The following is a 17853-nucleotide window of genomic DNA, read 5'->3' as shown; positions in this document are numbered from 1 at the left end:
CCTAGACGCGCTCGACGCACATCGCGATGCCTTCACCGCCGCCGATGCAGAGCGAGGCAACGCCCTTCTTCACATCGCGGTCTTCCATGGCCGCCAGCAGCGTCACCAGGATGCGTGCGCCCGAGGCGCCGATCGGGTGACCCATGGCGCAGGCACCGCCATTGACGTTCACGATGTCGTGGCTGATGCCCATTTCCTTCATGGCGATCATCGGGACGACGGCAAAGGCCTCGTTGATTTCCCAGAGACCGACATCGTCCTTCGACCAGCCTGCCTTCTCGAGCGCCTTCTTCATTGCCGGCACGGGCGCAGTCGTGAAGTATTTCGGCTCATGTGCGTGGCTGGAGGAGGAGACGATCTTCGCGATCGGCTTCAGGCCGCGCTTTTCAGCTTCCGACTGCTTCATGAGCACCAGCGCCGCGGCACCGTCGGAAATGGCGGACGCGTTGGCGGCCGTGACCGTGCCGTCCTTGCCGAAAGCCGGGCGCAGGCTCGGGATCTTGTCCGGACGGGCCGTGCGCGGCAGCTCATCGGTGTCCACGGTCACATCGCCCTTGCGGGTCTTCATCGTGACGGGGACGATCTCGCGCTTGAACTTGCCGGTTTCGGTCGCTTTCTGCGCACGGCTCAGCGTTTCGATGGCATAAGCGTCCTGCTGCTCACGCGTGAACTGGTATTCCTGGGCGATCATGTCGGCGAAAACGCCCATCGCCTTGTTCTCATAGGCATCCTCGAGACCGTCCGTCGCCATGTGGTCCCTCATGGCGGCCGCGCCGTACTTGTGGCCCTTGCGCAGGTCGACGAGGTGCGGCGCATTGGTCATGGATTCCATGCCGCCGGCGACGACGATGCTCGCATTGCCCGCGGCAATCGCATTCGCGCCCATGACGGCCGCCTGCAGGCCGGAGCCGCACATCTTGTTGATCGTGGTGGCCTCGGTGCCTTTGTCGAGCCCGGCCTTGATGGCCGCCTGGCGGGCTGGCGCCTGGCCCTGGCCTGCTGGCAGGCAGTTGCCCATGATGATTTCGTTGACGTCGGTCTCCGAAAGCTTGGCCTCTTCGGACGCTGCTTTCACGGCAATTGCACCGAGTTCGTTGGCTGACATGCCGGCAAGATCGCCCAGCAGACCCCCCATGGGTGTACGTGACATACCTACGATAACGACGGGATCTTCAGCCATATTTCTCCTCCAGGGCTTTCTATAAATGTTGCGTGCGCGAAGATGTGCGCCCCAGATGCCCGAGCGTCAAGGTCTTACAGGACCGGCGGGGATGACCTCAGCAAAACTATAACGCCCGTAACGCGGCTTGTCTTGCTGCCATGCCTACCGCTAAGTGGACGCAAAGAGACAATTCCAAGGAGGAACCCACATGTCCGGAAACGTCCCCGAAAAGGGCCTGCAGCTGAGAACGCTGGTCAAGGAGAGCGGCGAGCTTGAGCTCTCGCTCATCGATGTCCCCGTACCGCAGCCAGGCGATGACGATGTGCTCATCCGCGTCGAGGCAACGCCGATCAATCCGTCGGACCTGGGCCTGCTCGTCGGGGCCGGTGACCTGTCGACGCTGCGCAAGTCGGGTACTGACAGTCATCCGGTCGTCACCGCAGACATTCCAAAACCGGGTATGCGCGCCATGGCAGGCCGGGTCGGACAGTCGCTGCCGGTCGGCAATGAAGGCGCCGGGACAGTGGTCGCAGCCGGCAAGTCACCGGCCGCCCAGGCCCTTCTCGGCAAGAAGGTGACCGGGCTTGGCGGCGAGTTCTACGCCGAATACCGCCTGCTCAACGTTGCCCAGGTGATGGAGCTGCCGGAAGGCACGTCAGCGCGCGATGGCGCCTCGTGTTTCGTTAACCCGCTGACGGCCCTCTCCTTCCCGGAGACGATGCGGATGGAAGGCCACAAAGGCCTCGTCCATACGGCAGCAGCCTCCAATCTCGGCCAGATGCTCAACAAGATCTGCATCGCCGACGGCGTGCCGTTGGTGAACATTGTCCGCAAGCCCGAGCAGGAAAAGATCCTGCGCGATATTGGCGCGAAGTACATCGTGAACTCGTCTTTCGACACCTTCATGGACGACCTGATCAAGGCGCTGGCCGAGACCAAGGCAACGCTGGCGTTCGATGCGATCGGCGGCGGGCCGCTGGCCGGACAGATCCTGACAGCCATGGAAGCCGCCGCGAACATCGGCGCAGAGTACAGCCGCTATGGCTCTGCCCAGAACAAGCAGGTCTATATCTATGGCCGGCTCGATCTCAGCCCGACCCTGATCCCGCCGGGCGTCGGCATGGCCTGGAACGCAGGCGGCTACCTGCTGACCTACTTCCTTCAGAAGATCGGGGCAGAAGGCCGCGCCCGCCTGCGCAAACGCGTCATGGACGAGCTGAAGACAACCTTTGCGAGTCACTACACCGCGGAGATCTCGCTGCGCGAGGCACTGAACCCCGACACGCTGAAGACCTACAATGAAAAGCGCACCGGTGAGAAATACCTGATCAATCCAACGCTTTAGTCAGGGATTGATCGTCACGGTAACGCGCCCAAGCGCAGGATTGTTGACCTCGAACGCATCGCCCGGCCCCATGCCGGGCGGGTATTCGGTGCACGTCTCCGTCGGCGACATCGAGGATGACGCACACAGCTGCGCGCCCTCGATCCGCCAGCGGCCCTGGAAGGCCGTCTCGCCCAGCTGGCCGGAATAAGTGCCGTCCGGGGCATAGATGATCGGGATTTCATAATCGGGCGTGGTCAGCACCACGCCGCGCGTGATGACCGCGTTCAGTGTACGCTCTGCCTGGCCCGCCGCCGGCATGGCCGAAATTGCGGCCAGCAGAAGAAAGATGATCAAGCGGGCGCGCATGGCGGCCTCCCCTGCCTGTCGCTTGCATACCGGACCCAGCATAATTGTAAGCCCGGCAATCGGGCAAGCAGGCCGGCCGCCGGGCGGGTCCACCCTTCAGCGCACGCGCACCGGTGCATCCTGGTCGAGCTGGATCGCCCGGTCGATGATGTCGATCAGTTCGTCGTCGATCTCATCGGGACTGCGCACCTTCACATGGCGCAGCATCTTTCCGCTGCCCTCGATGCGGCCGAAATACTGCTCAGCCATCCGGGCGCCCGACCAGAGCTGAAGGTTGCAGTGACGCGCATGCGCCATGATGGAAACCACTCGCTCATTCCCGATCCAGCATGGCTGGCCCCAGGCATATGTCGCCTTGAGATGCGGTCCACGCTCGTAGACTGCTTCACTGAGCCTGATCGCGACAGCCTTCATCGGGCCTTCGAGCTTGTCGAAATAACCGGCGACAGCCTTTGGCAATGGCATTTATCCAGCCCTCCCCAGAGCGAAGGGCGATATAAAAGACCTGCCGGGACCATCTTGTGAAGACTGACAAACGGTTTTTTTCCTCCGCACACAGAACGGGAAACGCAAACGGGGCAGGTTTGCACCTGCCCCGTCGCCATAAGGTCTTGTCCTGAAAGGATTACCAGATGCGGATACGTTCCTCAGGCGGAAGATAGAGGTCAGAATCTTCGCTGATGTCGAAGGCATCGTACCACTCGTCGAAATTGCGAACGATGCCGTTGACGCGGAATTCAGCCGGCGAGTGCGGGTCCGTCAGGATCTGCGTGCGCTTGGCTTCGTCGCGATACTTCGAGCGCCAGACCTGGGCCCAGGCCATGAAGAAGCGCTGGTCGCCGGTCAGACCGTCGATCACCGGGGCTTCTTCGCCATCGAGCGACATCTGGTAGGCGCGATAGGCGAGCGACAGACCGCCAAGGTCGCCGATATTCTCGCCCAGCGTCAGCTTGCCGTTAACGCAAGGCTCGCCCTCTTCCAGCGGGCAGTACTGGTTGTACTGCTCGACCAGCGCGGACGTCAGCGCATCGAAGGCTTCGCGGTCGTCTTCGGTCCACCAGTTGGCCAGGACACCGTCGCCATCATACTTCGAGCCCTGGTCATCGAAACCATGACCCATTTCGTGGCCGATGACGCCGCCGATGGCGCCATAGTTCACAGCCGGGTCAGCCGAGACGTTGAAGAAGGGCGGCTGCAGGATGGCGGCCGGGAAGACGATCTCGTTATAGGCCGGGTTGTAATAGGCGTTGACCGTCTGCGGGGTCATGAACCACTCGTCGCGGTCCGGCTCCTCGTTCAGGCGGGCAATATTGTCCTTGAAGCCCCAGATTCCGGCATTGACCGAGTTCTGGAAGGCATTGTCGGAAACTTCCAGGCCCTCATAGGTCTCGAATTTCGGCGGGTAGCCGATCTTCGGGTTGAACTTGTCGAGCTTGTACTTCGCCTTTTCGCGAGTCTCTTCGCCCATCCATTCGAGGTCTTCGAGATTGACGTGCATGGCCGCGCGCAGATTGGCGACCAGCTCGTCCATCTTTTCCTTGTTTTCCGCCGGGAAGTGGCGCTCGACATAGACCTGTCCGAGCGCTTCGCCCAGATTGCCCTGAACCGAGGAGACCGCCCGCTTCCAGCGCGGACGCTGCTCGGGCTGGCCGCCCAGCACCGTGCCGTAGAAGGCAAAGTCGGCATCGTCGATCTCCTTCGGCAGGACCGAGGAGAAGTTCGACAGCATGTGCGCCGAAAGGTACGCCTTCCAGGTGTCGAGGTCTTCGGTCATGGCGAGGCTGAAGGCTGCCGGCATGCCGGCACCAAGCTTGTCGACATCTTCCTGCGAGAGGCCCGCGGCAGCGATTTCCTCAGCCGTCGGTGGCACTTCGGTGACGAGGAATTCGGTCTCGTCATTGACGCCGATCGTGGTCAGCGCTGTCGTCAGCGGGAAGTCGCCGGCCAGCTCGTCGAGCTCAGCGCGGGTCAGCTTGTTATAGGTGACTTCCGGGTTCCGGCTGACGGCGCGGTCCCAGTCGGCCTTGGCCAGCTTGGTTTCCAGCGCCAGGATGTCGGCGGCCTTCGCTTCGGCATCCTCATAACCGGCCTTGCCGAGCAGGAAGGTCAGAAGCTCGACATATTTCGCACGGATATCGACGGATTTCTCGTCATCCTTGAGGTAGTATTCGCGGTCCGGCAGGCCGAGACCGCCCATCGACATTTGGAAGATGTAGTCGCTCGGATCCTTGTCATCGACCCAAACAAAACCGTTGATCGGCGAGGAGAAACCCGGCGTGGCGAAGATTTCAGCCAGCTGCTCGCGGGTTTCGATGGCCTGGATCTTGTCCAGATAGGGCTGCACAGGCTCAAGCCCGGCTGCCTCGATCGCATCGGTGTCCATATAGGCGTTGTAGTAAGCTGCGACCTTGCCTTCCGGCGTATCGGTCGGCGGCGCGTCGGCGGCGACATCCTCGATGATGAAACGCACTTGCTGCTCGGACTTTTCGCGCAGCAGGTCGAAGGCGCCATAGCGGGTCTTGTCAGCCGGCAGTTCGAATTCGTCGAACCAGCCACCATTCACATACATGAAGAAATTGTCGCCCGGATCGACCTCTGTATCCATGACGCTGGTATCAATGCCCCAGTCTCCCCAGAAATCCGGCGATGTGGTTTCGACGACATGCTTCTTAGGCGTAGCTTCCGCCTCGGCCGGCGCGGTTTCGGTGACGGTGGTCGCAGCCTCGGTCGAGTCGAGCGCGGCCTCCTCCGTTGCGGTTGCGCAGGCACCGAGCAGGGCAACAGTCGCTACCCCTGCAAGAAGTCGTTTCATGGATAGATCCTCCTAGATTTATCAGGTCCTTATCGCACGCCACCGGGCAATATCCACCCGGCGGCCTGCGAAAATTGGGGAAAATTATTCTGCTGGCTGCGCCCGGCCGCCGCGACTTGTTCCAATGAGTTCTTCTTCATCGATATGAACGTCACCCTCATAGGATTCACCGATCTGGCGATAGGGACGACCGCCCCAGGTCCAGCGGAAGATGCGGCCAACCTCGCACCCGATGGCGTAGAGCGCGGGCACCATGAGCAGCGAGACGAACAGGGCAAACGCCACCGCCGCGCCGAGCGAGACCACCATTGGCTTCAGGAACTGCGCCTGCACAGATTTCTGCGCGATCATCGGCAGGATACCGACAAAGGTCGTGATCGAGGTCAGCAGGACCGGACGGAACCGCGACACGCCTGCATCCACGATAGCCTGCAATGCGCCGGCGCCCTCAGCCCGCCGCCTGTTGATATAGTCAACCAGGACGAGGTTGTCGTTGATCACAACACCTGCCGCCGCGCCGATCCCGAAGATCGAGAACAGGGCCATCGGCACCCCGAAGGCGACGTGCCCGAACACCGCGCCGGCGAAGCCGAACGGAATGGCCATCATCAGCAGGATCGGTTGCGAATAGGACTGGAACGCAATCGCCAGCAGGATGTACATCATCACGAAAGCCGTCAGGTACAGCCGGATGATGTCCTGGAAGAATTCCTGTTCGGACTCCGCCGACCCGACCACGCCGCGCGTGATTTCCGGATACTTCTTGGCAAAGTCGGGCCAGAAATTCTGCTCCATGTCCGCTGAGATCACGGCCCGCGTACCATCGCCGACAAGGTCGGAGAACACGGTCACAGAGCGCATGCGCTCGCGCCGGAGAATGCGGTTGATGCCAGGTTCGAACGAGATATCGGCGACCTGGGCAAGCGGAATCTCTCGCCCGTCATTGGTCCGGATCCGAAGGTCGCGCAGACTGTCGAGCGAGCGGCGCGCCGCCTCGGGATAGCGGACCATCACCCGCACATCCTCACCGTCACGCGGCAGGCGCTGGGCCTCGATGCCGTAATAGGCCGCGCGCACCTGCGAGGTCACATCGGCCAGCGTCAGGCCAAGCGAGCTTGCGCCGGGCTTCAGGTTGATCCGGACTTCCTCGGCCGCAGACGACAAGTTGTCGCTGATATCATAGGTCTGCTCATAGGTGGCCAGCTGGGCCTTCACCTCGGAGGCGGCCTGCCGGAGCAGCGCCAGATTGTCGTGGTTCAGAGCGAACCGGATCGAGTTGTCGGAGTCGTTGATCGTGAATTCGAAGTTCACTTCCTCGGCATCCGGCACTTCGCCGAAAGCGTCGCGCACTTTCTGGGTGATCAGCTTCGCGCCGACGCCTGTCGGGCGATCTTCGGCCGGCATCAGTCCGATCCAGGACTGGACGTTACCTTCCTCGGCGACGATGGATACGCCCTGGATCAGGGACTCCTCGAGATCGGGATAGTCTTCTGCCAGTTCGGCCTTCGCGACAACGATGGCCTGGTTCAGCTGGTCGCGAACCTGCAGCGAGCGCGACTGCGGCGAGCCCTCCGGCAGGTCGATACTGACACGCAGCAGGTCACCCTCGATCTCAGGCATGAAGCGGAAGGGCACGATCCCCGTCTGCAACAGCATGATCGCCCAGATGAAGGTGGACGCGAAAGCGGCCAACGTCACGTAACGCCATTTCACGGCGGCTTCCAGAACCGGCTTGTAGATCTTGTTGGCGAAGGTCAGCAGGCTGTCGGCAATCGTTTGCTGAGCCCGAAGCAACTTGCCCATGGGCCCGTCGAATTTCTGCGGCTCCATGTGCGACAGGTGCGACGGCAGGATCAGCATCGACTCGATCAGCGAGAACAGCAGGGCTGCGATGACCACATAGGAAATCTGCGCCGTGAACTGGCGTTCGGGACCGGGCAGGAACATCCAGGGCGCGAACATGATCATGGTGGTGATCACGCCGAAGACGACAGGCTTCAGCACCAGCTGCGTTCCGACCGTCGCGGCATCGAGCCCCTCTCGCCGGCCGCTTTCGACTTCCTTGTGAATGTTCTCGCCGACCACGATTGCGTCATCGACGACCACGCCGATCACCAGCAGCACGGCGAACAGGGACAGGAAGTTCAGCGACACGCCGAACAGCGGCAGCAGCATGATGCCGCCGGCGAAGGCTGTACCGATCCCGATCGTCACCCAGAACGCCACGACCGGGCGCAGGAAGAGGATCAGGATGATCAGGACGAGGATCATGCCCTGCGTCGCTGCGGAGCTGATCGTGTCCATCCGGCCTTCATAGACATCGGAATCGTCAAACAGCGGGTCGATCCGGATACCGGCCGGCAGGGCGTCGGGCCCTTTGCCGCTATTGGCGCGCTCGATATATTCATGGATCGCGTCGGTATAGGCGACGATGTCCATCTTTTCCGGCTGGTTGATCATGATGAAGGCGGTCGGATCGCCATTGTGCGTGGCGTCGAGGTCTGCATCGACGAAGCCATCAACGACCTCTGCCACATCGCGGATACGGATCGTTCCGCCGTCGACGGTCTCGCGAACGACGATGTTGCCGAATTCCTCTTCAGTGTCGGCCAGCTGTCGCGCCTGCAGCGCGACGGCACCGGTATCGGTCCGCACGATCCCGCCCGAGGAGTTGAGCGAGGAACTGCGCACCGCATTGGCGACTTCGGCAAAGGTCAGGTTGTAGCGCCGCAGGGCCTCCTCGGAGACTTCGATCGACACTTCTTCATCCAGCGTTCCCCAGACTTGGGCCAGCTCGCCGCCATCAATCAGCGCGATCTTGTCCCGCGCCTGCTCGGCATAGTATTTCAGCGTCTTGCGGTCGACATCGCCATGAATGGCCAGGCCCATATACTGGTTGTTCGCGCGCCAGCGCTGCACCTGCGGCGGGAAGGACGATTGCGGCAGGTTGGAGATCGTATCGACGCGGCGCTTCACCTCGTCGACGAACTCGTCGATGTCGATGTCCAGCTCGGACTCGAGATTGACGTAGCCAACGCCTTCGCGCGCCACACCGCTCATCCGCTTCAGGCCGTCAATGTCGGCGACGACTTCTTCCAGGCGGACAACGATCTGGTCTTCGACGTCCTGCGGCGAGGCGCCGGGCCAGGCAATCGATACGGACGCGCCGTTGAAGTCGGCGGACGGGAAGGCCTCTTTCTCAAGGCTGAGAAACCCGAATGTCCCGCCAATGAAGGCGATGACCATCAGCAGGTTGGCAGCAATCCCGTTACGGGCCCACCAGGCGACCAGACCGTTCATTGTGCGGCTCCATCAACGTCTCCGGACACCAGCGTCGAGGTTTCCGGCGTGTCTTCGTCATCGCTCATCTTGCGCGGCGTGCGGGGGATCAGCGATCCATCCGGCATACGCTCGACGACCTGGATATTCATGCCCTCGAACGCGGCCTGGATCGGCGAGACGATGGCCAGCTCGCCCGGCTCCACGCCGGAACGGACATAGGCACCGTCCTCATCGCTGAACGCGACATCCACCTTGCGGATATGCAGCTCGCCCGCCGGGCCGTCACCGATGAAAACCTCGTCCACACCGCGAAGGGCGGCACGCGGGACCTTCACCACATTCTGGATCATACGGCCCTCGATGCTCGCATTCACGAACAGGCCAGGCGCCATCGGCACGCCATTGTCAGCGCCTTCGCCATACGGGTCATCCAGTTCGGCGATGACGTTGATCAGGCGCGTCTGCGGGTTGAGTGCCGCCGACGTGCGCCGCACGCGGCCTTCCCAGGTGCGCATCTCGCCACCGACATTCGCCGTAAAGGTCACCTGCGGACCGGGATTGTCCTTCGTCTCGGCAAAGGCGAGCGGCAGGCCGACCCGGCCGAGGTCGTCGTCGGACAGCGGCAGCGAGACCTCGACCACATCGGTCGCGAAGATCGTGCCCAGCGACTGGCCGGGGCTGACAAACTGGCCAAGGTCGGCGTCGCGTTCACGGACCCGGCCGGAGAATGGCGCGGTGACAGCGGTCCGGTTCAGGGCCAGCTGCGCATCGGCGAGCTGAGCCTTGGCGGATTCAAGGTTGGCCGTAGCTTCCGCCAGCTGCGGTTCGCGAAGGGCAAGCGGGCTCGGATCCTCGATGCCAAGCTCACGAATGTCCTGGCGGGCGAGATCGGCTTCGGCCCGTTCACGGGCGAGCCTCTGCTCGGCCGAGGCGACGATGGACCGAGCGCGGGTGACGGCCAGCTCATAGTCGGCCGATTCCAGACGGACCAGCACCTGGCCCTGACGGATGAAACCGCCATCGAGGAAATCGGGAGAGACATAGGAAATCCGGCCGGCGATCTGCGGCGCCACCACGATCTGGCGCTTCGGACGGACCTCGCCTTGCGCGGCGACGGTCATCGACAGGTCGGTCAGCTCTGCGGCCTCCGCAAAGACGGACAGGCCACGCGGCTGTTCTTCAGCCTTTTCGACGGGCGGCTTGAACAGCTGCATCAGCACGAAGCCACCACCGACAAGGCCGATGAGAACGAGAACGGGAAGAAGGAGCGCGATGATTCTTTTCATGGGAGGTCTCTTGTCAGGGCGCGTTATTATTTATGGTTTCGGAGACCGGCTCTCCCGGTATCCCGCCCCCAACTGCCAGGTGGAAGGCGATGCGGTTCGATACACGTGCCGAGCGGACGGAAATCAGCGTGCTCTCGGCATTCAGTCTACGGGTCTGGGCATCGATCAGATTGAAGATCGTGATCAGACCGTTGGAATACTGGCGTGTGGCCAGCTCTTCGGCCTTGAGGGCCTCGTCCAGGGCGCGGGCTTGCGCCTCGACCTGCTGGGCGAGGTAGCCATCCGCGGCGATGGCGTCTTCAGCTTCGCGCCAGGCCAGCAGGACATTGGCGACATAGCTCGACAGGACGGCTTCCGCATTGGCAAGCGCGGCAGCCTTGTCGGCCTTCAGCGCCCCGCCATTAAACACTGGCTGGGCCAGCGAGGCAATCGCATTGGCGGCAATACGGGTCGGATCGAAGAGGTCCGCAAAGTCGGTCTCATTGGTGCCAACCGATGCCGAGAAGCTGAGATTCGGCAGGACGGCGAGACGCGCCTGCTCGGCCCGCAGGCCGGCCGCGATCACCCGGGCTTCGGACGCAGCGACATCCGGGCGGCGGGCCAGCAGCATGACCGGCGTACCGGCGGCCTGGATCGGCTCCAGTTCCGGCAGCGTGCCCGGTGCCTTGATCTCATTGCCCGGATAACGTCCGAGCAGGATTTCAAGCCGGCGGGTTGCGTTCTCGCGCGCCTGGCTGCGCGCTGCGATCGACGCTTCAGCCGACGCCACGGCACTGCGGGCAAGGCGAACGTCGAGCGAGTCGACAAGACCACGCGCAAAGCGCCGCTCGGTCAGCGACAGGATGCGGTTGCGGGCCTCGAAGGTCTGGATGGCGACGCGTTCCTGGGCGACGGCCTCATTCAGGTCGGTCCAGGCAATCGCCGTCTGGGAAGCCAGCGACAGGCGGGCCGAGGCAAGGTCCGCCTCGCTCGCGGCCAGGTCGGCTTCGGAGGCCTCGATGGAGGCGCGCACGCGTCCCCAGAGGTCGGCCGTCCAAGAGGCATCCACGCCGAGGCTGTAGGTCGGGTCGGTAAACCGCTCATCGAGGGTCTCGGAGTAGTTGGACGTCACGCCACCGGAAAGGCCGGCGCTGACATTCGGCAGCGAACGGCCGTAAACGCTACGCGCCTGGGCGCTGGCGGCCCGCACAGCAAAGTATTGCGCGCGAATGTTCGGATTGGCCTCCAGCGTTTCAGCGACCAGGGCTTCCATCATCGGGTCATTGAACTGGGCCAGCCAGTCGGCAGCCGGCATGTCGCCGGTCACACCGGCGGCGGCCCAGCGCTCTGGCGCGTCGGGCGCGACCGGGAAAACGGCGACTGGATCGCCCGCCACACCTGACAGGGTCCCACATCCCGTGAGCGCCAGCGCTCCTAGAATTGCACGTGTCTGCTTCATTAAACCCTCAAAATATCCCGTGTTGCCTCTACGGCTCTACTACTCGACTGTCAACAAAAAATTATTGAAAATCGATAATGCATTGCAGTCGTTGCATTTGCAACACAAAGAGATTGAGATTCCGTGGAACGCATGCGCAAAATGCGAGGTAATGACAGCTGCTGCAGACTTGTCATGAAAACGAAAGGCTGGTTGGAAAGCGAATGTCGGCAAGTGACACCCATGATCGCCAGGGCGCCAGAAAGCGCCCGGAACGGGTTCGGGACTTCATCGTCCTGACCACGGGCGGCGCTGGCCTGCTGACTTTGCTGGTCGTTTCCGGCGCGCTTGGTTTCGTCGAAGGGATCATGGCCGCCATCGTGCTGTTTGCCGGTGCACTGGCCTATTATGTCGGCTCGGTTCCACCTGCGCCGCCCGCCGAAGACGGGCGGGCCGCCGCATCCACCCAGTCGGTTGCAGACAATACGTCGATCCAGACCCTGGTTCGCGCCCTGCCCTTCCCGGCCCTTTATGTAACGCCCGACGAGCGTATCCTCGTTTCGAACCGCCATTCGGGGGCGCTGTTCCGCCTGAACAGTATCGAGGGCGCCCTCAAATCGGTGATTATCCGCCAGCCCGATGTGCTGTCCGCAACCGACCGGGTCGCGAAATCCGGCGCACCGGAACGGGTCGAGTTCCAGACCGGTGAAGGCGACGAATTGTGGCTCGCGCACCTCACGCCGGGGCCGGAAAAGAAAAGTGTATTCGTCATTTTCGAGGATCGCACCGCCGTCCACAGGGCCGAGCGGGCCCGCGCCGACTTCCTGGCCAATGCGAGCCACGAGCTGCGCACGCCGCTAACCGCCGTGTCCGGCTTCATCGAGACGATGCTCGGCCCGGCCCGCGACGACCGCGAGTCATGGGATGGCTTCCTTGAGATCATGCACCAGCAGACCGAACGCATGCGCCACCTGGTCGCCGACCTGCTGTCCCTCTCGCGCATCGAGTTCAGCGAACACCGGGCGCCCGACACGATTATCGACCTGTGCGATGTGACGTCACGTTCCATCCTCTCGCTGCAGCCGCTGGCACATGACAAGAAGGTGCATCTCGACTTCGACACCCAGGCCAGCGACATCCCGATTACCGCCAGTTCGGACGAGATCTCGCAGGTCGTGCAGAACCTGGTCAGCAATGCGATCAAGTATTCTCGCGACGGCGGCAGGGTGAAAGTGATGACGGGCACCGCGCCATCCATGAGCGAAGCCGGCCGCCTTGCCACCCGGTTCATCGACGGGGCTGGACGTTCCATCCTGCTGCAACCGCGGGCATCCAGCGAAGCACGGGCCGCCTGGGTCCGGGTCGAGGATTGCGGCGAAGGGATTGCCCGCAAACACCTCTCGCGCCTCGGTGAGCGGTTCTACCGGGTCGATGAAAGCCGCGGCGGCGAGATCGAAGGCACGGGCCTCGGCCTGGCCATCGTCAAGCACATCATGGCGCGCCACCGCGGCGGACTCGCCGTGGCCAGCAAGGAAGGCGAAGGGTCTGTCTTTGGTGTGTGGCTCCCCATCGCGGATGCCGAATCCCGCCTCACCGATGACTGATACCGGCAGTCCACCGCCGCCGCGCCCCTACAGACCGCCGCCCAGCTTCGGGCAGATCCTGTTCGAGGATGAGCACATACTGGTCGCAGACAAGCCCACCGGCCTGTTATCGGTGCCCGGCCGCGGCGCTGAGCGCCAGGACTGCCTGCAACGCCGGCTCGAAAGCCAGTTCGGACCTCTCGTCGCGGTCCACCGTCTCGACATGGATACATCGGGGCTGATCGTCTTCGCCCGCACGCCCGAGGCCGGGCGAGCGCTGTCGCAGGCCTTCGAAGCACGCCAGGTCGCCAAGCGCTACCAGGCGATGGTGCATGGCGTGCCCGCTGGAATGAGCGGCGACATCGACCTGCCGATCGGCCGGGACTGGTCCATGCGCCCGCTGCGCAAGGCCGATCCGGACAGTGGCCAGCCGGCGCTGACGAGATGGTCGCTGATCGAAGACCATGGCGCCCTTGCCCTGCTGGACCTCGCCCCAGAAACGGGGCGTACACATCAGTTGCGCGTGCACTTGCAGGCCATCGGTCACCCGATCTGTGGCGACCGGCTTTACGGCCGCCCGGACGGTTTCCAGAGCCTTTGCCTGCACGCCTGCCACCTGGCCCTGCCGCATCCCGAAAGCGGCGCCGTTGTCGAGTTTTCGAGCCGTCCGGCCTTCGCGCAGCAAGCGCGATAGCAGAAATATTACGACTGTCCGCAGTATGTGTCACATATGTGTCAAGCACCGGCGTTATGAGGCCCAAAACAGGGCCTGAATGATCGGTGGGGCGCAATGCTCGAGACCTTTGGACATCTGCCGATAGCATGGTTGCTTTTCGCCGTGCTCGCTGCGGCTGGATTCGTCTCTTTCTATGCAGGACGTACGCAGGCGGTGGCTGTCGGCAGCGGCACGACCGAACGCCTGAATTCGCAGCCGAACTATCACGGCTATTTCGTTGCCATGATGACCGTGGGCCCGGCTGCGATCATCCTGCTTCTCTACGGCCTCTTCGGCGAGTCTCTCGTCCGCGCGCAGCTGGCCAGCGAGCTGCCCCAGCGCATCCGCGATCTCGGCTCGCTTGAGCTTGGCCAGTATATTGACCGTATTGTCGAGCACGTTGCGCGGCGCGATTCCGTCGCAACCGGCAATGCCCTCTTCGACGCCGCCTCGGACCGCTATACAAACCTGCTTGGTCTTTCACGGATCATCGCCCTTGTCCTGGCGATTGCCGCAGCCGGCACCGGCTTCTACTTTGCCCGCCGCCGTCTTTCGCTGAATTTCCGCGCCCGTGCGCGAGTCGAGGACGGCATCAAGTTCATGCTGTTCCTCTGCGCCGCCATCGCCATCCTGACCACGATCGGCATCGTCGGTAGCCTGTTCTTCGAAGCGCTGCGCTTTTTCTCGCGCGTACCCGTTCTGGAATTCGTCTTCGGCACCGAATGGAACGCGCAGACCGGGGCTGACTTCGGCGCCATCCCGCTCTTCTTCGGCACCTTCATGATCGCCTTCCTGGCCATGCTGGTGGCGGCCCCGATCGGCCTGCTCTCGGCGATCTACCTGTCGGAATATGCCAGCCCGCGCTTTCGCAGCATCGTCAAGCCGGTGCTCGAACTTCTGGCCGGCATCCCGACCGTCGTCTACGGCTTCTTCGCCCTGCAATTCGTGGCCCCGCTGGTGCGCAGCGCCGCGACGGGCATCAACGCACTGCCCTTCGTTCCGGACGGTTTCCTGGCCGCGCAGCCGACCAGTGCGCTGGCCGCCGGGCTGGTCATGGGGATCATGATCATCCCCTTCGTCTCGTCCCTGTCCGACGACGTCATCAATGCCGTCCCGCAGACGCTTCGCGATGGCGCCTATGCGATGGGGGCAACCCGGTCAGAGACCGTCAAGCAGGTCGTCATGCCGGCAGCCCTGCCCGGTGTCATCGCCGCCCTGCTTCTGGCCGTCTCCCGCGCCATCGGCGAGACCATGATCGTGGTGATGGCGGCGGGCCAGCGCGCCCAGATCACGCCCGACCCGACGGCTGACCTGACGACCATCACCGTGCAGATCGTCGCCCTGCTGACCGGCGATACAGAATTCGACAATGCCAAGACGCTGTCAGCCTTCGCGCTCGGCTTCGTCCTGTTCATCGTCACGCTGATCTTCAACCTGATCGCCCTGCGCGTCGTCCAGAAGTACAGGGAAAAATATGAATAGCCCGGCGCCCAACCCTTCCGAAAAGGGCACCTTCGTCACTGAAGCAGCCCTCAAGCGCCTGAAGAAGCGCCACGCCGCCGAGATGCGCTTCAAGCTCTACGGCCAGGTCGCCATCGGCATCGCCGTCGTTGCGCTCATCACGCTGCTGGTCTCGATCTTCGGCCAGGCCTCGTCGGCCTTTTCGCGCAATGTCCTGACCTTCGACACGACGCTTGACGCCGCCCAGGTCGACCCGACCGGCGCGCGTGACCCGGATGAGATTTCCCGCAATGTCAGCGGCTTCAACCTGCTTCTGCAGGACAATCTCGCCGACCAGTTCCTGCCGGGTGTCGACGACCGCGCCCGACTGCGTGAGCTATATGGCCTGTTCACCCGGCTCGCCGTCCTGCCCATCGCCCGCAAGACAGCCGAGCGGCCCGACACGATCGGTTCGCAGCAGCGCTTCTCGGTCGCCCTGGCGGACGATATCGACCTCTTCCTCAAGGGCGGGGTCACCGAGCGCACCTCAATCAAGCTGGGAACCGTCGCGCGCATAAGCGGCAGCATCGAAACCGGCGTGCAGATGGCATTCAGCAGCCCCGATGCCAGTGATGACATCACGAAGGCCGAAACCCGCTTCCAGGAAGCGAGCGCCGATGACAGCGCCCCGACCACGCTGGTCTCTGCCGGAGACACCTGGTTCCGGCTCGACACGCTGGCCGATGGAAGCGCTTCTCTGACCTTCATTGCTGGCGAGCAGGCCCTCCCGGCAGCCGGGGCGCAGGCCTCCGCGCTGGTCCTGGCGCAAGCCCAGGAAAACCGGACCGTCAGCGACCGCCAGATCGCCTGGACGATGCTGCTCAAGGAAGAGGGCCGCATCAAGTCGACCTTCAACACCTCGCTCTTTACCCATTCCGACAGCACCTATCCGGAACTCGCCGGCGCGGCCGCCGCCATCGTTGGCTCGCTGCTGACCATGCTGGTCACCGCCATGCTCGCTATTCCGGTCGGCATCTTCGCGGCTGTCTACCTGGAAGAATTCGCGACCAAGAACCGGATGACGGACCTGATCGAGGTCAATATCAATAACCTTGCCGCTGTCCCCTCCATCGTGTTCGGCCTGCTGGGCGCAGCTGTCTTCATCAACTTCCTCGGCATGCCGCGCTCGGTTCCGCTTGTTGGCGGCCTGGTGCTCGGCCTGCTCGTCCTGCCCACCGTGATCATCGCGTCCCGCGCCGCCCTGAAATCCGTCCCGCCATCGATCCGCACGGCGGCGCTCGGGGTTGGCGCGTCGCCGACACAGGCCGTGTTCCACCATGTGCTCCCGCTCGCCGCCCCCGGCATCCTGACCGGCTCGATCATCGGCATGGCCCGCGCCCTCGGCGAAACGGCCCCGCTCCTGCTGATCGGCATGGTGGCCTTTGTCGCCGAGGTTCCGTCCGGCCCCACCGATGAGTCGACCGTCCTGCCCGTCCTGATCTATAAGTGGTCGACCGGCGCGGAACGGGCATGGGAACCCCAAACCGCAGCCGCGATCATCGTGCTGCTCGTCTTTCTCGTCTTGATGAATCTCATAGCGATCATCTTGAGACGCAGGTTCGAAAGGAGATGGTAGTCATGGATGGCAACGTCGAAGACTTCACCGAAACCGCCAGATCGAAACAGGCCCAAAACATGCCGGAAATGACCAAGGTCGAATGCCGAAACATTGATGTCTTCTACGGCGAGAAGCAGGCCATTTTTGACATCTCGCTCGACATTCCCGACCGGGCCGTGACGGCCTTCATCGGACCGTCCGGCTGCGGCAAGTCGACCTTCCTGCGCTGCATCAACCGCATGAACGACACCATCGAGTCGGCCCGCGTGACCGGCCAGATCTTCATGGACGGGGCCGATATCAACGACCACTCCATCGATCCGGTCCTGCTGCGCTCGCGCGTCGGCATGGTGTTCCAGAAGCCGAATCCGTTCCCGAAGTCGATCTACGACAATATCGCCTATGGCCCGCGCATCCACGGTCTGGCCTCGGGCAAGCAGGAGCTCGACGAAGTGGTCGAGTCCGCCCTGCGCAAGGCGGGCCTCTGGGATGAAGTGAAGGACCGCCTGCTGGCACCTGGCACCGGCCTGTCCGGCGGCCAGCAGCAGCGTCTCTGCATTGCCCGCGCCATCGCCGTCAGCCCGGAAGTCATCCTGATGGACGAACCGTGCTCGGCCCTCGACCCGATCGCCACGGCCCGCATAGAAGAGCTCATCGATGAATTGCGTGAGCGTTATTGCATCGTGATCGTCACCCACTCCATGCAGCAGGCTGCGCGCGTCTCGCAAAAGACGGCCTTCTTTCACCTCGGCAAGCTTGTGGAGTATGGTGATACCGAGCGGATCTTCACCAACCCCGAAGACAGCCGCACGCAAGACTATATTACGGGCCGGTTCGGCTAAATC

General features: G+C 63.0%; 13 protein-coding genes. 6 read left to right on the top strand and 7 right to left on the bottom strand.

Features of this window, described 5'->3' with window-relative positions:
- Nucleotide 1: 1 nt before the first annotated feature.
- Nucleotides 2–1180: a thiolase family protein gene (locus tag D1223_RS01105; RefSeq protein ID WP_119374565.1), complete on the bottom strand. Its 1179-nt coding sequence runs from the start codon at nt 1178–1180 to the stop codon at nt 2–4.
- A 190-nt stretch (nt 1181–1370) separates the two neighbouring features.
- Here D1223_RS01105 and D1223_RS01100 point away from each other — a divergent pair, with 190 nt between their 5' ends.
- On the top strand, nt 1371–2507 hold the full coding sequence (locus D1223_RS01100; protein ID WP_119374564.1) for a zinc-binding dehydrogenase: 1137 nt from the start codon (nt 1371–1373) through the stop codon (nt 2505–2507).
- Here the strand turns inward: D1223_RS01100 and D1223_RS01095 are convergent, their stop codons facing one another.
- The 6 genes from D1223_RS01095 to D1223_RS01070 all read right to left on the bottom strand — a co-directional run bounded on the left by D1223_RS01095 (nt 2508) and on the right by D1223_RS01070 (nt 11673).
- Nucleotides 2508–2855, bottom strand: a complete 348-nt coding sequence (locus D1223_RS01095) for a hypothetical protein (RefSeq protein WP_119374563.1) — start codon at nt 2853–2855, stop codon at nt 2508–2510. It abuts the gene before it with no gap.
- Nucleotides 2856–2951: 96 nt separating this feature from the next.
- Nucleotides 2952–3320, bottom strand: a complete 369-nt coding sequence (locus D1223_RS01090) for a DUF1801 domain-containing protein (RefSeq protein WP_119374562.1) — start codon at nt 3318–3320, stop codon at nt 2952–2954.
- A 160-nt stretch (nt 3321–3480) separates the two neighbouring features.
- Nucleotides 3481–5667 carry a M13 family metallopeptidase gene (locus D1223_RS01085; RefSeq protein ID WP_119374561.1) on the bottom strand — a complete coding sequence of 729 codons (2187 nt, stop codon included), beginning with the start codon at nt 5665–5667 and terminating at the stop codon, nt 3481–3483.
- Between the two features lie 84 nt (nt 5668–5751).
- Nucleotides 5752–8967, bottom strand: a complete 3216-nt coding sequence (locus tag D1223_RS01080; protein ID WP_119374560.1) for an efflux RND transporter permease subunit — start codon at nt 8965–8967, stop codon at nt 5752–5754.
- Nucleotides 8964–10235 (bottom strand): efflux RND transporter periplasmic adaptor subunit, encoded by a 1272-nt coding sequence (locus D1223_RS01075; RefSeq protein ID WP_119374559.1) that lies wholly within the window; start codon nt 10233–10235, stop codon nt 8964–8966. Before D1223_RS01075 ends, D1223_RS01080 begins: the two co-directional genes overlap by 4 nt.
- Before the next feature lie 13 nt (nt 10236–10248).
- The gene (locus tag D1223_RS01070; protein WP_119374558.1) at nt 10249–11673 is read right to left on the bottom strand and encodes an efflux transporter outer membrane subunit; all 1425 of its coding nucleotides are present in this window, start codon (nt 11671–11673) and stop codon (nt 10249–10251) included.
- Nucleotides 11674–11876: 203 nt separating this feature from the next.
- Between D1223_RS01070 and D1223_RS01065 the strand changes: the two genes are divergently transcribed.
- From D1223_RS01065 to pstB, 5 genes are all read left to right on the top strand, one after another.
- The gene (locus D1223_RS01065; RefSeq protein ID WP_119374557.1) at nt 11877–13256 is read left to right on the top strand and encodes a sensor histidine kinase; all 1380 of its coding nucleotides are present in this window, start codon (nt 11877–11879) and stop codon (nt 13254–13256) included.
- Nucleotides 13249–13929 (top strand): RluA family pseudouridine synthase, encoded by a 681-nt coding sequence (locus D1223_RS01060; RefSeq protein WP_119375234.1) that lies wholly within the window; start codon nt 13249–13251, stop codon nt 13927–13929. Before D1223_RS01065 ends, D1223_RS01060 begins: the two co-directional genes overlap by 8 nt.
- A 96-nt stretch (nt 13930–14025) precedes the next feature.
- Nucleotides 14026–15432 (top strand): phosphate ABC transporter permease subunit PstC, encoded by a 1407-nt coding sequence (pstC, locus tag D1223_RS01055; protein ID WP_119374556.1) that lies wholly within the window; start codon nt 14026–14028, stop codon nt 15430–15432.
- Nucleotides 15425–17026: a phosphate ABC transporter permease PstA gene (gene pstA / locus D1223_RS01050; protein ID WP_119374555.1), complete on the top strand. Its 1602-nt coding sequence runs from the start codon at nt 15425–15427 to the stop codon at nt 17024–17026. The genes pstC and pstA overlap by 8 nt, the downstream gene beginning before the upstream one ends.
- Before the next feature lie 59 nt (nt 17027–17085).
- The gene (gene pstB, locus D1223_RS01045) at nt 17086–17850 is read left to right on the top strand and encodes a phosphate ABC transporter ATP-binding protein PstB (RefSeq protein ID WP_407646929.1); all 765 of its coding nucleotides are present in this window, start codon (nt 17086–17088) and stop codon (nt 17848–17850) included.
- Nucleotides 17851–17853: the final 3 nt, after the last annotated feature.

Origin of the sequence: Henriciella mobilis, assembly GCF_003576285.1 — a bacterium.
GTDB classification, from domain to species: Bacteria; Pseudomonadota; Alphaproteobacteria; order Caulobacterales; family Hyphomonadaceae; genus Henriciella; species Henriciella mobilis.
This window is presented reverse-complemented; position numbering and strand designations above follow the sequence as displayed.

Excerpts from the sequence above, each read along its gene's own strand:
- D1223_RS01095 (WP_119374563.1), bottom strand. The coding sequence starts at position 2,855 with ATGCGCGCCCGCTTGATCATCTTTCTTCTGCTGGCCGCAATTTCGGCC.
- D1223_RS01080 (WP_119374560.1), bottom strand. The coding sequence starts at position 8,967 with ATGAACGGTCTGGTCGCCTGGTGGGCCCGTAACGGGATTGCTGCCAAC.
- D1223_RS01060 (WP_119375234.1), top strand. The coding sequence starts at position 13,249 with ATGACTGATACCGGCAGTCCACCGCCGCCGCGCCCCTACAGACCGCCG.
- D1223_RS01090 (WP_119374562.1), bottom strand. The coding sequence starts at position 3,320 with ATGCCATTGCCAAAGGCTGTCGCCGGTTATTTCGACAAGCTCGAAGGC.
- D1223_RS01105 (WP_119374565.1), bottom strand. The coding sequence starts at position 1,180 with ATGGCTGAAGATCCCGTCGTTATCGTAGGTATGTCACGTACACCCATG.
- D1223_RS01085 (WP_119374561.1), bottom strand. The coding sequence starts at position 5,667 with ATGAAACGACTTCTTGCAGGGGTAGCGACTGTTGCCCTGCTCGGTGCC.
- D1223_RS01075 (WP_119374559.1), bottom strand. The coding sequence starts at position 10,235 with ATGAAAAGAATCATCGCGCTCCTTCTTCCCGTTCTCGTTCTCATCGGC.
- pstC (WP_119374556.1), top strand. The coding sequence starts at position 14,026 with ATGCTCGAGACCTTTGGACATCTGCCGATAGCATGGTTGCTTTTCGCC.
- pstB (WP_407646929.1), top strand. The coding sequence starts at position 17,086 with ATGCCGGAAATGACCAAGGTCGAATGCCGAAACATTGATGTCTTCTAC.
- D1223_RS01070 (WP_119374558.1), bottom strand. The coding sequence starts at position 11,673 with ATGAAGCAGACACGTGCAATTCTAGGAGCGCTGGCGCTCACGGGATGT.
- D1223_RS01065 (WP_119374557.1), top strand. The coding sequence starts at position 11,877 with ATGTCGGCAAGTGACACCCATGATCGCCAGGGCGCCAGAAAGCGCCCG.
- D1223_RS01100 (WP_119374564.1), top strand. The coding sequence starts at position 1,371 with ATGTCCGGAAACGTCCCCGAAAAGGGCCTGCAGCTGAGAACGCTGGTC.
- pstA (WP_119374555.1), top strand. The coding sequence starts at position 15,425 with ATGAATAGCCCGGCGCCCAACCCTTCCGAAAAGGGCACCTTCGTCACT.